This window comes from Cupriavidus sp. 8B (genome assembly GCF_054589115.1).
The window spans coordinates 52,120-66,059 of sequence record NZ_BAAILO010000435.1; the positions used below are offsets into that span (position 1 = coordinate 52,120).

A 13,940-nucleotide genomic window follows, 5' to 3' on the forward strand; every position below is an offset into this window, starting at 1 on the left:
CAAGCAAACAACAGACACCAGCAAATAACCGACAAGCAATCATGGCTCAACGTAACGGTTTACTCAGCCTGGGCGCCTTCCTTTACCCCAGCGGCCACCATATCGCCGCCTGGCGCCATCCCGATGCCAAGGCCGACGCGGGCATCGACTTCAAGCACTACGTCGCGCTCGCCCAGGCCGCCGAGGCGGCGAAGTTCGACCTGGTCTTCCTGGCCGACGGTGTAGGCACGCGCGGCGACGATGTCGAGTTCCTCAGCCGCACCGCGCACAGCTACCAGGCGCAGTTCGAGCCCATCACGCTGCTATCCGCGCTGGCCGCGGTGACCGATCGCATCGGCCTGGTCGGCACCGCCTCGACGAGCTTCAACGAGCCCTATCACGTGGCGCGCAAGTTCGCCTCGCTGGACCATATCTCGGGCGGGCGCGCCGGCTGGAACCTGGTCACCTCGTCCAACGAGCACGAAGCCCGCAACTTCAACCGCGACCACCATTTCGCCCATGCCGACCGCTACGAGCGCGCTGCCGAGTTCGCCGACGTGGTCACCGGGCTGTGGAACAGCTGGGAAGACGATGCCTTCCTGCGTGACAAGGCCAGCGGCCGCTACTACGAGCCCGCCAGGCGCCATGTGCTGCGCCACAAGGGCAAGCATTTCTCGGTGCAGGGGCCGCTCAACGTGTCGCGCACGCCGCAGGGCCATCCGGTCGTGGTACAGGCCGGCTCCTCCGAAGCCGGCAAGGAACTGGCCGCACGCACAGGCGAAGCCGTGTTCACGGCGCAGCAGACCGTGGAGGATGCCGTGGCCTTCTACGCCGACGTCAAAGGCCGGCTCGCGAGGTATGGGCGCGAGCCGGACGACCTGAAGATCCTGCCCGGCGTATTCCCCGTGGTGGGCCAGAGCGAAAGCGAAGCCAAGGAGAAATTCGAGCAGCTGCAAGCGCTGATCGACCCCGTGGTCGGCCTGGCGCTGGTGTCCGGCCTGACCGGCGGCTTCGACCTGTCGGGCTATGCGCTCGATGGCCCGATTCCCGAGCTGCCCGAGACCAATGCCAGCAAGAGCCGCCAGCGGCTCGTGATCGACCTGGCGCGGCGCGAGAACCTGACCATCCGCCAGCTCTACCAGCGCGTTGCGGGTGCCCGCGGCCACTGGCAGGTGATCGGCACGCCAGAGCAGATCGTCGACCAGCTCGAAGAGCGCTTCCGCAAATACGGCGCCGACGGCTACAACATCATGTCGCCGGTGCTGCCGGGCGGGCTCACCGATTTCATCGCACTGGTGCTGCCGGAGCTGCGCCGCCGCGGCCTGTTCCGCGCGGAGTACGACGGCAGCACGCTGCGCGAGCACCTTGGGCTCAAGCGCCCCGCGCATCCAGCCGCTTCCTCCAGATCCGCCGCCCAAACCCTTGCCGCTGCCGCATGACTACTACCTCTTCCCTCTCCGCTTCCGACCCCGATTTCCTCGCGCGTGAAACACTGCGCCTGCTCGGTCCCGCGCCAGACAACTGGGTGCCGGACCACGCCGGCATCGACCACAACGTGGCCGTCGTCGGCGGCGGCCAGAGCGGCAGCGCCTACGCCTTCGCGCTGCGCCGCGCGGGCATCGGCCGCGTGACGGTGCTGGACGCCGCGCCCGACGGCGCGTTGGCCGGCGTCTGGCGCACGCGCGCCCGCATGCAGAAGCTGCGCACGCCCAAGAACCTGGTCGGGCCGGAGCTTGGCCTGCCCACGCTGGGCTTCCAGGCCTGGTATGAAGCGCGGCACGGGGCCGAGGCCTATGCCGCCATCGACCGCATTCCTCGCCTGGCCTGGGCCGATTACCTGGACTGGTACCGGAGCTTCCTCGGCGTGCAGGTGCGCTATGCCACACGGGTGGTACGCATCGAACCCGTAACCGGCGCCGCGGTGCAGCACTTCCGGCTGCATCTGGAAGTGAATGGGCAGCCGCGCATCGAGACGGCGCGCAAGGTCATCCTGGCCAATGGCGTGGCCGGCAATGGCGCACCGTTCGTGCCAGCCGTGCTGTCGCGGGCCGTGGCCGCCGGGCTGGCCGCGCATACGGCCGATGCCATCGACTTCGACGCGCTGCGCGGCAAGACGGTCGCCGTGCTGGGCGCGGCGGCATCCGCCTTCGACGCCGCCGCCGTGGCGCTGGAATCCGGCGTGGCTGCCGTGCACCTGTTCGCGCGCCGCGACCATATCGCCGCCACGCCGGTATCGCGCGTGCGCGCCTACCCCGGCCTTTACGACAACTACCACGCCCTGCCCGACGCCACGCGCTGGGAGCAAGCCATCCGCTATCGCCGCGCCGGCTCCACGCCACCGGCCGACTCCGTTGAGCGGGTGCTCAAATTCCCGCAATTCCATTTGCACCTGGGCACGTCGCTGTCCGGCGCCGAGGTGGAATCCGGCCGCATCGTCACCCAGGTGCAAGGCGAGACCCTGCGCTTCGACTTCGCGATTGCCGGCACGGGCTATCTGGTAGATCCGTCGGCTCGTCCGGAACTGGCCGACATCGCGCCGCATATCCTGCGTTGGCGAGACCGCTATGCAGCCCCGGCCGACGCACGCGACGACGAACTCGCCGCGTCGCCCTATCTGGGCAGCGGCCTTGAGTACCTTGAGAAAACACCAGGCGCCGCGCCGTGGCTGCGCAATCTCCACGTGCACAACCCTGCTGGCTTCGCCAGCGTCGGCGTGCCGCTGGGCGATGTGCCCAGCATGCGGCGCGATATCCCAGGCTCTGTCGCCCGCATCAGCCGCGATCTGCTGCTGGCGGACCTGGCGCTGCATGAACAGCGGATTCGCGGCGACGTGCCGGCGGATTTTGGTGCGGCGCTTTATGCGGGTGCGCTGTGGAAGCCAGCTGATGCCACGCTAGCTGCGGCGTGAGGCGAGGACGCGTGACAGGGAGGCCGTGGCCAGCATCTCCGGCACCGGCTGCCTTCGGCTATCGGGCCACGTTGACCCGATAGCATCGGCGCGATCCGCCTGATCCGCCTGATCAGTGATGAAGCAAAAGTACCAGGAAGAGAACGGAGGCGAGAAGACTCAGCACGGACCGGACCGCATGTAGCCTTCCCCATTTGTCCAGCAGGATCCGCGTTTCAGCCGAAGCGAGCTCGCGCTTGCCCTCAAGCAGTTGCGCGTTGACATGCTTGATCACGAGCAAGGTGAACGGCACAACGCTGCCGATGAGCACCGCGCCAATCAGCCACATCGTGCCGCCCCCGAGCAGCCCTGAGGCCACACCCGCGAGACAGCTCAGGATTGCCAGCGGCGCCTGCATCAGCGTTGCGCGCTTGTAGCTTGGCGCCCAGACCGTTGCCGCCGTTTTCGTGTCACATCCCATCCGCGCGGGATGCTCGACAAACGTAATGTAGACCGCTGCGCCCGAGAACAGGATGCAGCAAAAGGTAGCGATAAACTGGGCAGCCTGAAGCATCGTCGCCTCTCCTGCTGGAATGAGCATTCCAAGCCTTATCGATCGGCGTGAGCAGATCGCGGAAAAATTCCGGCAAGAGCAAGCCTGGTCCGGATCATGTTACGCCAGATGGCATGGGCGCGAATCGCGTCGGCTTACCTTGAGCCTGGAAATAAAAAACCCGCAGCACCAGGCTGCGGGTTTCTTAACGCCGAGGCAGGCGCCCCGGCAAGGCCAGTGCTGCCAGCCCGATCAGATCTCTTCGTACAGCGGCAGCGTCAGGAACTCAGCAAAGTCTTCCGACGTCGACATCTGCTCGAAGATCTGCCCGGCGCGGTCATACGTCTTGGTGTCGCCACCGACGAATGCCTTGACCTTGGCCAGCTCTTCCGGGATCAGCGCGCGCACCATCTCCGCGGTCACCTTGCGGCCATCTTCCAGCTTGCCCTTGGGCGAGCGGATCCACTGCCACACCTGCGAGCGCGAGATCTCGGCGGTGGCGGCGTCTTCCATCAGGTTGTGGATGGGCACGCAGCCGTTGCCGGCCAGCCAGGAGCCGAGGTAGTGGATGCCGACGTTGATGTTCATGCGCAGGCCGGCTTCCGTGATCGGGGTTTCCGGCTGGAAGTCCAGCAGGTCCTTGGCCGCCACGTTGACGTCGTCGCGCTGCTTGTCGAACTGGTTGGGCTTGTCGCCCAGGACTGCCACGAATTCCTTCATGGCCGGCTCGACCAGGCCCGGGTGCGCCACCCAGCCGCCGTCGTAGCCGTCGGTGGCATCGCGCTTCTTGTCGTTGATGATGCCTTGCATGGCGATGGCGTTCTTTTCCGGATCGTTCTTGATCGGGATCAGGGCGCTCATGCCGCCGATGGCGGGCGCGCCGCGCTTGTGGCAGGTCTTGAGCAGCAGCAGCGCGTACGAGCGCATGAACGGCGCGGTCATGGTGACCTTGGCGCGGTCGGCCAGGCAGAAGTTCTTGTCGACCTTGAACTTCTTGATGCACGAGAAGATGTAGTCCCAGCGGCCGGCATTCAGGCCAGCGCTGTGCTCGCGCAGCTCATACAGGATTTCTTCCATCTCGAAGGCGGCCAGGATCGTTTCGATCAGCACGGTTGCCTTGACGGTGCCTTGCGGCAGGCCGATTTCGTTCTGGGCCATGACGAAGACGTCGTTCCACAGGCGGGCTTCGAGGTGGCTTTCCATCTTCGGCAGGTAGAAGAAGGGGCCGGCGCCGCGTGCGATCTGTTCCTTGGCGTTATGGAACAGGAACAGCGCAAAGTCGAAGATGCCGCCGGAGACGCGCTGGCCGTCGATGGTGACGTGCTTTTCATCGAGGTGCCAGCCGCGGGGGCGCACCTGCAGCGTGGCGATCTTGTCGGCCAGCTTGTAGTGCTTGCCGTTGGAGTCCAGCGTGAGGGTGCGGCGCACGGCGGCCTTGAGGTTGACCTGGCCCTGCAACTGGTTGTGCCAGTTGGGGGTGTTGGAGTCCTCGAAGTCGGTCATGTAGCTGTCCGCGCCGGAGTTGAACGCGTTGATGACCATCTTGGCTTCGACCGGGCCGGTGATTTCCACGCGGCGGCAATGCAGTGCCGGCGGCACCGGCGCGACCTTCCAGTCGCCTTCGCGCACGCTCTTGGTTTCCGGCAGGAAGTCGGGCAGCTCGCCGGCGTCCAGGCGCTTGGTGCGCTCGACGCGGGCGGCCAGCAGTTCCTGGCGGCGCGGCTCGAAGGCGCGATGCAGTTTGTCCACCAGGGCCAGTGCGGCCGGCGAGAGGATGTCTTCGTAGGCCGGCAGGATTTCGCCGGTAATCTTCATGCCCGCAGGCAGCGTGATGGCCATCAGTGTTCTCCTGTGATCGATGGTTGAGTTGGGGTGCCCGCCGTCAAACCGCCGCACCTTGGGTGCGCACGAATTCGAGCAGGTCGTTCATGTCGTGCCCGGTGCCGGAAGGGCTCACATCGAGCCGCTCCGCCGGATGACCGGCACGATTGATCCAGAACGTGGTGTAGCCGTACCAGGTGGCGCCGCAAGCGTCCCAGCCATTGGACGAGACGAAGAGGATCTCCCCGGCCGGCACGCCAAATGCCTTGGGGCCCAGCGCGTAGGCCTCGGGCGCGGTCTTGTACATGCGCACCGCATCGACCGACAGCACGTGGTCGAACAGCCCGTGCATGCCGGCGCTCTTGACCGAGATGTCCAGCATCTCGGGGTTGCCGTTGGAAAGAATGCCCAGCGGCAGCCCGGCGGCCCGCAGGCGCTTGAGCGCCCCGAGGTTTTCCGGGAAGGCCGACAGGCACGCGTACTCCTTGAGCAGCTGCGCCTCCAAGGCCGGGTCCAGCACCAGTTGCAGGCGCTCGGCCGCATAACGCAGCGCATCCACCGTAAGCGCCCAGAACGGCTTGTAGTATGCGCCGTCGGGGGCGGCCATCGAGCGAATGCGGGTGTAGTCGATCTGCCGCTCGCGCCACAGCAATGCCAGCGCCTCGCCCTTGCCCGGAAACAATTGCTCCGCGCGCGCGGTGACGGAATACACGTCGAACAGCGTGCCGTAGGCATCGAAGACGACTGCGCGGATCTTTTGCATGAGCTGGAGCGGTTCCTTTGGACAAACCCGGCAAAGCCGGCAAGCCAACACCACTGCGTGGGCCTGTACACCAATGAATGCATAGCATTGTAGGGAGACGTTGCAGTGCGGCAAAGTCGGTCAGGGTCACTTGATCTTTTACTTTTACCCCACTAATCTTCGCTAACGGTGTAAAGATAAGGCACCAAATCCACCCCATTACCTCACCCACCCTGTCTTTTGGGCGGCATGAGGCACAAAACTGGCGAGCTTCGTGGATCATTTCAAACAATTGGAGACCTTCGTCTCGGTAGCCGCTCGGGGCAGCCTTTCGGCGGCCGCGGCGGCTGAAGGCGTGGCGCCCGCCATCATCGGCCGGCGCATCGATGCGCTGGAAGAGCGCCTGGGCGTCAAGCTGCTGCTGCGCACCACCCGCAAGATCAGCCTCACCTTCGAGGGCTCGGCCTTCCTGGAAGACTGCCAGCGCATCCTCAACGACCTGCACAACGCCGAGGCCAGCGTCTCGGCCGGCGGCGTCAAGGCCAGCGGCCACCTGCGCGTGACCGCGCCGGCGGGCTACGGGCGCAAGCACGTGGCGCCCCTGGTGCCGCTGTTCATCGAATCGCACCCGGATGTGACCATCACGCTGGACCTGTCGGACCGCGTGGTGGATCTCGTCAACGAGGGCTTCGACTGCGCCATCCGCCTGGGCGACCTGCCCGACTCCAGCCTGGTGTCGATCCGCCTGGCGGAGAACCGGCGCGTGGTGGTGGCGTCTCCCGAATACCTGGCGCGCCATGGCGTGCCCGCCGTGCCCGAGGATCTCACCCGCCACAACTGCCTGGCCTTCGGCGCCAGCGCCAACGTGCAGCGCGGCTGGGCCTTCCAGCAGGAGGGCCGCCAGGTGACAGTCAAGGTGGGCGGCACCATGGAATGCACCGATGGCGCGGTGCTGCACGCGTGGTGCCTGCATGGCCACGGGCTGGCATGGCGCTCCTGGTGGGAGGTCGGGCAGGAAATTGCCAGTGGCCGGCTGGTCACGGTGCTCGACGAATTCCAGGCGCCGCCGATCGGCATCCACGCTGTCTTTCCGCAGCGCAAGCACCTGCCGCTGCGGGTGCGGCTATTCATCGACCACCTGAAGAACACTTATGGGAATCCGGCCTACTGGCGCCGCGCGGAACAGGCATCCGCCGCCAGCAAGCCGCAACTGGCGGTCAATTCGTAGTTCGATTTGATTTAGGGCAATGCTGCATGCGCCACCCCTGCCTACAATGAAACCTGACAGGTGCCATGCGGCCTGCCTCCGTCCACACGTCAATTCGGTCCACGCGGTCCATTCGCCCCAAAGGAGTCCAGCATGTTCAAGCACATCCTGCTACCCACCGACGGTTCGGAACTGTCCAAGAAGGCCATCGACGGCGCGCTGGAGCTGGCCAAGACAATCAACGCGCGAGTCACCGCCTATGTCTGCCTGGAGGAATATCCCTACACGCCGTTCAGCGAGATCGTGGTGGAGGCGCCCCAGGCCTTCCGGGACCGCATCGAAAGCCAGGCCAAGCTGTACCTGAAGGAAGTGGAAACCGCCGCCAGGGCCGACGGCATCAGCTTCGACGCCGACATGTCCACCTTTGCCGTGCCCTACCTGGGCATCATCGACGCGGCCGAGCGCCATGGCTGCGACGTGATCTTCATGGCCTCGCACGGCAGGCGCGGCTTGTCGGGCTTGCTGCTGGGCAGCGAAACCCAGAAGGTGCTGACGCACACCGACATCCCGGTGATCGTGTATCGCTAAGTGCGCCCTGGCGCCGGGCGCCAGTCAACAAAAAGGCTGGCCACCCCGAGCGGGGCAGCCAGCCTTTTTGCTTGATCGGCCCGCCGATGCGGCCAGGCCGGCCAGGATCAGCTGCTCTTCTTGATGCGGTCTTCGATGTGCTTGGCGCGGTCTTCCGAGCCCGGGTGCGACGAGAACATGCTGGACTTGCCGCCATCGAGCTTGGCCAGCTTCTGGAACGCCGTGACCAGGCCGCGGGTGCTGGCCTTGTTCTTGGTCAGCACGTCGAACGAGTAGTCGTCCGCGGCGCTTTCCTGCGTTTGCGAGAATTGCGCGTTGATCAGCTGCTCGCCCATTTCGCCCAGTTGCGAGGCCGACAGCGCGGCCACGGTGCCGCCGGCGGCGGCCAGCGCGCCGCGCGCGGCCATGGCGGCGTACGCCACCTGCATCTTGTTCTTGGTGTGGCCCAGCGCCACGTGGCCCAGCTCATGCCCCACCACGCCGCGCACTTCGTCGTCGGTCATCATGTCCATCAGGCCGCTGTACACGCGCACGCAGCCGTTGGCCATGGCCCAGGCGTTGACGTCCTTGGTCAGGTAGACCTTGGCGTTGACGCTGGGCAGGTCGCCCGATTGCAGGCCCGACATGATCTTGGTCAGGCGCTTGCTGTAGGTGCTGTTGGCGGCCGCGATCTTGTTGGTCTTATCGAGCTCTGCGCAAGACTGGTCGGACATGGTCTTGACGTCGCCGTCGCTCAGCGAGGCCGCCTTGAACATCGACGTGCCGGCGCCCAACATGCCGTCAACATTGGTGCCGGCGCAGCCGACCACAAAGGCGGATAGAGCAACGATGGCCGCCAGGGAGAGTTTGTGCTTCATGATTGATCTTCTTCTTGGGATGTGCACCGACCGGGTTGCCTGCCAGTGACTTATATGGACATGTGCCGGTGGCTCACCGGCGACCTGCTGCGCGCCTCTTCTGGCACACGGCGGAATCATATCGCTGAAATCGTCCCAAGTGAACCGAAAATGTCCGAATCGATACAGACACAATATTTGACATTTCCACGCATACCGGCCTTTGCTCTCCCTTTCCGGGCCGGGCGCCTGCCAGCCTGGCGCCAAAAAGCAAAAAACCGCGCCGTCCCTGAGAGGGAGACGGCGCGGCGCCTAATTGAGGGGCGTGATGGTCGCACGCCCTTCAGGTGACCAGCTACTGATCTGAAGATCTGAAGCGTCAGGCCACTTTCTTGTCGTCGAAGAATTGTTCGTCTTCGGTCGAACCCTTGAGGGCGGTCGTGGACGACTGGCCGCCTTCGATGGTCTGGGTCACGGCGTCGAAGTAACCCGTGCCGACTTCGCGCTGGTGCTTGACGGCGGTGAAGCCCTTCTCGGCTGCCTTGAACTCGTTTTCCTGCAGTTCGACGAAGGCGCTCATCTGGTTGCGGGCATAGCCGTAGGCCAGGTTGAACATCGAGTAGTTCAGCGAGTGGAAGCCGGCCAGCGTGATGAACTGGAACTTGTAGCCCATGGCGCCCAGTTCCTTCTGGAACTTGGCGATGGTGGCGTCGTCCAGGTTCTTCTTCCAGTTGAACGACGGCGAGCAGTTGTAGGCCAGCATCTTGCCCGGGAACTTGGCGTGGACGGCTTCGGCAAACTTCTTGGCGAACTCCAGGTCCGGCTTGCCGGTTTCGCACCACACCAGGTCGGCCACTTCCGCGTAGGCCAGGGCACGGGCGATCGATTGCTCGATACCCGGCTTGGTGCGGTAGAAGCCTTCCACCGTCCGCTCGCCGGTGCAGAACGGGCGATCGCGCTCGTCCACGTCCGAGGTCAGCAGGTCGGCGGCTTCCGCGTCGGTACGGGCGATCACCAGGGTCGGCACGCCGGACACGTCGGCGGCCAGGCGCGCGGCGGTCAGCTTGGCAACGGCTTCACGCGTCGGCACCAGCACCTTGCCACCCATGTGGCCGCACTTCTTGACCGAAGCCAGCTGGTCTTCGAAGTGAACGCCGGCAGCGCCCGCGTCGATCATCGACTTCATCAGCTCGAAGGCGTTCAGCACGCCGCCGAAACCGGCTTCGGCATCAGCCACGATCGGTGCGAAGAAATCGGTGTCGCCCTTGCCTTCGCTCCACTGGATCTGGTCGGCGCGCTGGAAGGTGTTGTTGATGCGGCGAACCACTTGCGGCACCGAGTTGGCCGGGTACAGCGACTGGTCGGGGTACATTTCGCCGGCCAGGTTAGCGTCGCCTGCGACTTGCCAGCCCGACAGGTAGATGGCCTTGAGGCCAGCCTTGACCTGTTGCATGGCCTGGTTGCCAGTCAGCGCGCCCAGCGTGTTGACGAACGGCTCGGTGTTCAGCAGGTGCCACAGCTTCTCGGCACCGCGGCGGGCCAAGGTGTGCTCGATCTGCACGGAGCCGCGCAGGCGCACGACGTCATCGGCGGTGTAGTGACGCGCGACGCCCTTCCAGCGGGGATTGGTATCCCATTCTTTTTGCAGGTTCTTTGCTTCGGTTTCGCGGGACATTTCACTCTCCTAGTGTTTAAGGCGGGATGGCATTGAAAACTTGCGACTGGCTTGGCGGACCGTGGTGCCGACTTGCCGACCGGGGCACTTTCGGGGGGTGTTCAGGAGGCGCTGATTTGCTGGCCTCGCCACCCCTGTTTTTTGCCGCTCAGGTCATGTGTCTTATATAAGAGTGTAGGGAAACGTCCCGCGTCGCAACAGGTCGGAATGCAGTCCTTGCTTAGTTTTTTTCTTATTTATAATCAATGGCTTGTGAGATATTTTTCACGATGTGGCAGGCAATCTTCCATCATGAGAAATGCCCGTTGTGCCTCGCATCTACATTTTTTGCCGCGCAAAACATCATTCCGCATTATGAAATTTCGGAATTTGGCGCCATCCGTGCCTGCCGCAATGCCAGCGGTTCCGGGCCGCCATCGATATGCCCGGCCAGGTCCCGCACCATCGCGGCCATGGCGGCGGGGTCCGCCAGCAGCAGCCAGTGCCGCGCGCTGACCTCCCGGCGCCACCAGCGCCCCACCCAGCGCGACAGATCCTCGGAGAGCGCCGGCCTGACATAACGATCCAGCAGCGGCACGATCACCTGCACCGGCGCGTGGGCGTGGCGCTCGCCCGGAGAAAGCAGGCGCGGCAGCATATTGGCGCGGTACAGCGCCAGCCCAAAGCAGCCGTCCGCGATCTGGGTGGGATTCCGATCCGCATCGATACGCTCGGTCCGCTTCAGGTAAAGCGGCCAGGCGCGGCCCATCCAGAGCCGCCAGCTGAGTTCCGGCAGCCACGGCAGGTGGAAGAGATAGATGTACCAGGACGAGGCCATCTGCCGCAGCGAGCGCGAAAGCGCCGTGAACGACAGGCGCCGGTTTCCCCGCATCCAGTGGCCGACATGGTCCAGGCAAGGCCCGGAGCACGACGTGAACGAGGCGATGCGGCCGCGCAGGCGTGGCTCGGTGACAAACTCCCAGCACTGGATCGAGCCCCAGTCATGGCCGACCAGGTGGACGGGCGCATGCGGCGAGACGGCATCGATCACCGCGCTGAAGTCTTGCGCCAGCCGCTCCAGGCGGTAGGCCGCCACGCCTTTGGGCGCCGAAGAGCCGCCGGCGCCGCGCACGTCATAGGCAACTACGTAATAGTCATTGGCCAGCAGCGGCGCCACGCCATGCCAGACGGCGCTGTTGTCCGGATAGCCGTGCACCAGCACGATGGCCGGGCGCGCGGGATCGCCCCAGGTCTTGACGGCAAGCCGCACGTCGCCGGACTGGACGAAGCGCTGGTTGGGAAGGGAGTTGGAAGCGTGCATGCTTGACCATGACATCGGACGATGGAATGGTTGCCGATGCTACGCCAAGACCCGCCGCGCGGCGAGCGCGCGGCGTGGCGTTTCAAACGCGAGCGAGCTCGTGCCCCGTTCCGTTGTTAACGGATCTATATTTTTGCAGGATGTTGGTATCGACGCACGGGAGACGCCAACATGCCAATGGGACGAGCGAAGCTTCTGCAGCGGGCGAGCCAAATAGTGAGATAGCCAAGCGACTGCAGGTTACGCGTGCCACGGGGGGGGTAGATGGCATACGCGGTTCCTTGAGGGGCGCCTCAATGGCCTGTACGACGAATTGCGTCCCGGCAAGCCACGCACCATCGACGACGAGCGCGTCGCGGAACTCATCAAGACGACGCTGCATACCAAGCCGGCTGACGGTTCCACCCATTGGACCGCGCGCGCGGTGGCTGCAGAGACTTCGATATCGTCCACCAGCGTGCATCGCTATTGGGTGTCGCTTGTGGGTGGGGTTTTCATGCATCTAGCTGCTGCCGCGGCTGTGCGGGGTTGGCCGTTTTGGAACGTGTGAGATGTCACTTTTCTTTACTCGTAAAGAAAAGTGACCAAAGGAAAGCGATCCTTGCAGGAGGCTGCCGTGGCGTCATTGGGGACCCCAATGGTTTCGTCGTACGGCCCCGGGTGCTAACTGACTCGTGCCGTTACCAGTTTTGACCACCACGACGCTGCCAATGCCCGAGGATTCGTGGTGGCCCCCACCTGTAGCAACCACCACGAAACTCAAGCCGTCTGTCGCTCGCGGAGTGACTGGCCACGAAGTTGCAGGCGTCCCGTTTTCGTCGTGGGCGCGGTGGCACCGAATTGATAGGCCGAAGAATTTCCTCACCGCGCCCACCCCACCACGAAACCATCACGGCGTGATATATCGTGGCGCTTCGCACCGGTACCGGCAGATGTGTGGATGAGCAGGGATGCTGCTACCGAGCAGCCTCACCACGAAACCAGCTTCATCCGCAGGATCGCGGCCATTCAAACCGGTAACGGCATGAGGCCATTAGAACCCAGGGCATGACGACGAGACCACCGGGCTACGCAACCCCGACAAGCCAGCCTCCTGCAAGGATCGCTTTCTCTTGGTTACTTCTCTTTACGAGTAAAGAAAAGTGACATCTCACGCGTTCTAAATCGGCCAACCCCGTACAGCCGCGACAGCAGCTAGAAGCATCAAAACCCCGCCCACAAGCGACACCCCCGCGTCAGCGGGGCCACTATGCCAAACCAAAATTTCCAGCGCATTCTATGACACGCATTCTGCGGATGCAATCCTCGCCGATGTCGGTAGATTTTGTGAGCGAATCAACGGAACAAGACACTAGCGGGCGCGCCGGTAGGCCACCCAGTCGCCGGAATCGATGCGCGGCAGGCCCGCGACCGCCTCCTCGCCCACCGGGTAAAGCAGGCAGCTGACGGCTTGTTCGCCAACCGCCACCACGCGCTCCTCGCGCACGAACAACGAGGCCTGGCCCGGATAGACTTCTTCGATCTCGTCGAGCACAGGCACCAGCGCGGCATCGACCTCGTACAAGTCACCCGCCACGCCGGGCGCGGCGGCGTCCAGCACCAGGCCGGGATACGTGCCGAAGTCATAGAGCCGCCCCGGCACGGTCGCGCTGCCGATCAGGCGCGGCGCGGCAATGCCGTGCTTGCGCGCGGCCGCGTTGAGGTCGTTGACTTCGCCCGCGCGCAGCGTGCCATAGACAAAGACCACCGGCATGCTCAGCCCTCCAGCTTGGTGTCCGCCACCAGCACGCCATCGGCGTCGGCATAGATCCAGTTGCCCGGCCGCACCACGGCGCCGGGCATCTGCACGGTGACCTCGCGCTCGCCCACATTGCGCTTCTGGCTCTTCTGCGGATGCAGGGCCAGGGCGCGCAGGCCGATATCGCACACCGCAAGCTCCCCGCTGTCACGCACGCAGCCATTGACGATGATGCCGACCCAGCCGTTCTTCTCGGCCAGCACGCCAAGGTTGCCGCCCACCAGCGCGCAGCGCAGCGAGCCGCCGCCATCGACCACCAGCACGCGGCCGTTGCCGGGCGACTCGACCGCCTCGCGCACCAGCGAGTTGTCCTCGAACACTTTCAACGTGGCCGCCGGGCCGGAGAACGCGGTGCGCTTGCCGAAATGCTGGAATACCGGCGACAGCACGCGCAGAGAGCCGTCGGCCAGGCGTGCCTCATTGGCGTCGCACAGGTCAGTGGTAGCAAAGCTCATGAAGGACACCCGAATCAGGAAAGTGGAAATTGGAAAAGGAAGGCTGCATGCGGAACCATGGGGCCTGGGGACCGCCCGGATCGCGCTAGCGCGATCCGG

12 protein-coding genes and 1 pseudogene are annotated in these 13,940 nt (G+C 64.6%); 5 read left to right on the forward strand and 8 right to left on the reverse strand.

Features of this window, described 5'->3' with window-relative positions:
- Nucleotides 1–41: 41 nt before the first annotated feature.
- Both ACYP5B_RS42455 and ACYP5B_RS42460 read left to right on the forward strand, forming a co-directional pair.
- Complete coding sequence (locus ACYP5B_RS42455) at nt 42–1,418, forward strand: LLM class flavin-dependent oxidoreductase (RefSeq protein WP_459573600.1); 1,377 nt, start codon at nt 42–44, stop codon at nt 1,416–1,418.
- Complete coding sequence (locus ACYP5B_RS42460) at nt 1,415–2,887, forward strand: SidA/IucD/PvdA family monooxygenase (RefSeq protein WP_459573601.1); 1,473 nt, start codon at nt 1,415–1,417, stop codon at nt 2,885–2,887. Before ACYP5B_RS42455 ends, ACYP5B_RS42460 begins: the two co-directional genes overlap by 4 nt.
- 112 nt (nt 2,888–2,999) lie before the next feature.
- Here the strand turns inward: ACYP5B_RS42460 and ACYP5B_RS42465 are convergent, their stop codons facing one another.
- From ACYP5B_RS42465 to ACYP5B_RS42475, 3 genes are all read right to left on the reverse strand, one after another.
- Nucleotides 3,000–3,440, reverse strand: coding sequence for a DUF1772 domain-containing protein (locus ACYP5B_RS42465; RefSeq protein ID WP_459573602.1), 441 nt, complete (start codon nt 3,438–3,440; stop codon nt 3,000–3,002).
- Between the two features lie 231 nt (nt 3,441–3,671).
- Nucleotides 3,672–5,258, reverse strand: a complete 1,587-nt coding sequence (aceB, locus tag ACYP5B_RS42470) for a malate synthase A (protein ID WP_318231962.1) — start codon at nt 5,256–5,258, stop codon at nt 3,672–3,674.
- Between the two features lie 43 nt (nt 5,259–5,301).
- Nucleotides 5,302–6,003, reverse strand: coding sequence for a haloacid dehalogenase type II (locus tag ACYP5B_RS42475; RefSeq protein ID WP_267603424.1), 702 nt, complete (start codon nt 6,001–6,003; stop codon nt 5,302–5,304).
- A 253-nt stretch (nt 6,004–6,256) separates the two neighbouring features.
- On the opposite strand from ACYP5B_RS42475, the gene ACYP5B_RS42480 reads away from it, so the two are divergent.
- The gene (locus ACYP5B_RS42480; protein ID WP_400091214.1) at nt 6,257–7,210 is read left to right on the forward strand and encodes a LysR family transcriptional regulator; all 954 of its coding nucleotides are present in this window, start codon (nt 6,257–6,259) and stop codon (nt 7,208–7,210) included.
- A gap of 132 nt (nt 7,211–7,342) precedes the next feature.
- Nucleotides 7,343–7,777 carry a universal stress protein gene (locus tag ACYP5B_RS42485; protein ID WP_006161942.1) on the forward strand — a complete coding sequence of 145 codons (435 nt, stop codon included), beginning with the start codon at nt 7,343–7,345 and terminating at the stop codon, nt 7,775–7,777.
- Nucleotides 7,778–7,884: 107 nt separating this feature from the next.
- Here ACYP5B_RS42485 and loiP read toward each other — a convergent pair whose 3' ends face one another.
- From loiP to ACYP5B_RS42500, 3 genes are all read right to left on the reverse strand, one after another.
- Entirely contained in the window at nt 7,885–8,634 is a 750-nt protein-coding gene (gene loiP / locus ACYP5B_RS42490) for a metalloprotease LoiP (RefSeq protein ID WP_318231964.1), read from the reverse strand.
- Nucleotides 8,635–8,992: 358 nt separating this feature from the next.
- Nucleotides 8,993–10,288, reverse strand: a complete 1,296-nt coding sequence (gene aceA / locus ACYP5B_RS42495; RefSeq protein WP_318231965.1) for an isocitrate lyase — start codon at nt 10,286–10,288, stop codon at nt 8,993–8,995.
- Between the two features lie 352 nt (nt 10,289–10,640).
- On the reverse strand, nt 10,641–11,588 hold the full coding sequence (locus ACYP5B_RS42500) for an alpha/beta fold hydrolase (protein WP_459573603.1): 948 nt from the start codon (nt 11,586–11,588) through the stop codon (nt 10,641–10,643).
- A 191-nt stretch (nt 11,589–11,779) separates the two neighbouring features.
- Between ACYP5B_RS42500 and ACYP5B_RS42505 the strand changes: the two are divergent.
- A pseudogene (locus ACYP5B_RS42505) lies at nt 11,780–12,060 on the forward strand (helix-turn-helix domain-containing protein); the annotation flags it as partial.
- A gap of 879 nt (nt 12,061–12,939) precedes the next feature.
- Here the strand turns inward: ACYP5B_RS42505 and ACYP5B_RS42510 are convergent.
- Together ACYP5B_RS42510 and rraA are read right to left on the reverse strand one after the other, a co-directional pair.
- Nucleotides 12,940–13,341: a gamma-glutamylcyclotransferase family protein gene (locus tag ACYP5B_RS42510; RefSeq protein ID WP_267603429.1), complete on the reverse strand. Its 402-nt coding sequence runs from the start codon at nt 13,339–13,341 to the stop codon at nt 12,940–12,942.
- Between the two features lie 2 nt (nt 13,342–13,343).
- A complete protein-coding gene (rraA, locus tag ACYP5B_RS42515; RefSeq protein ID WP_459573604.1) occupies nt 13,344–13,841 on the reverse strand; it encodes a ribonuclease E activity regulator RraA in 498 nt (165 codons plus the stop codon).
- Between the last annotated feature and the right edge of the window lie 99 nt (nt 13,842–13,940).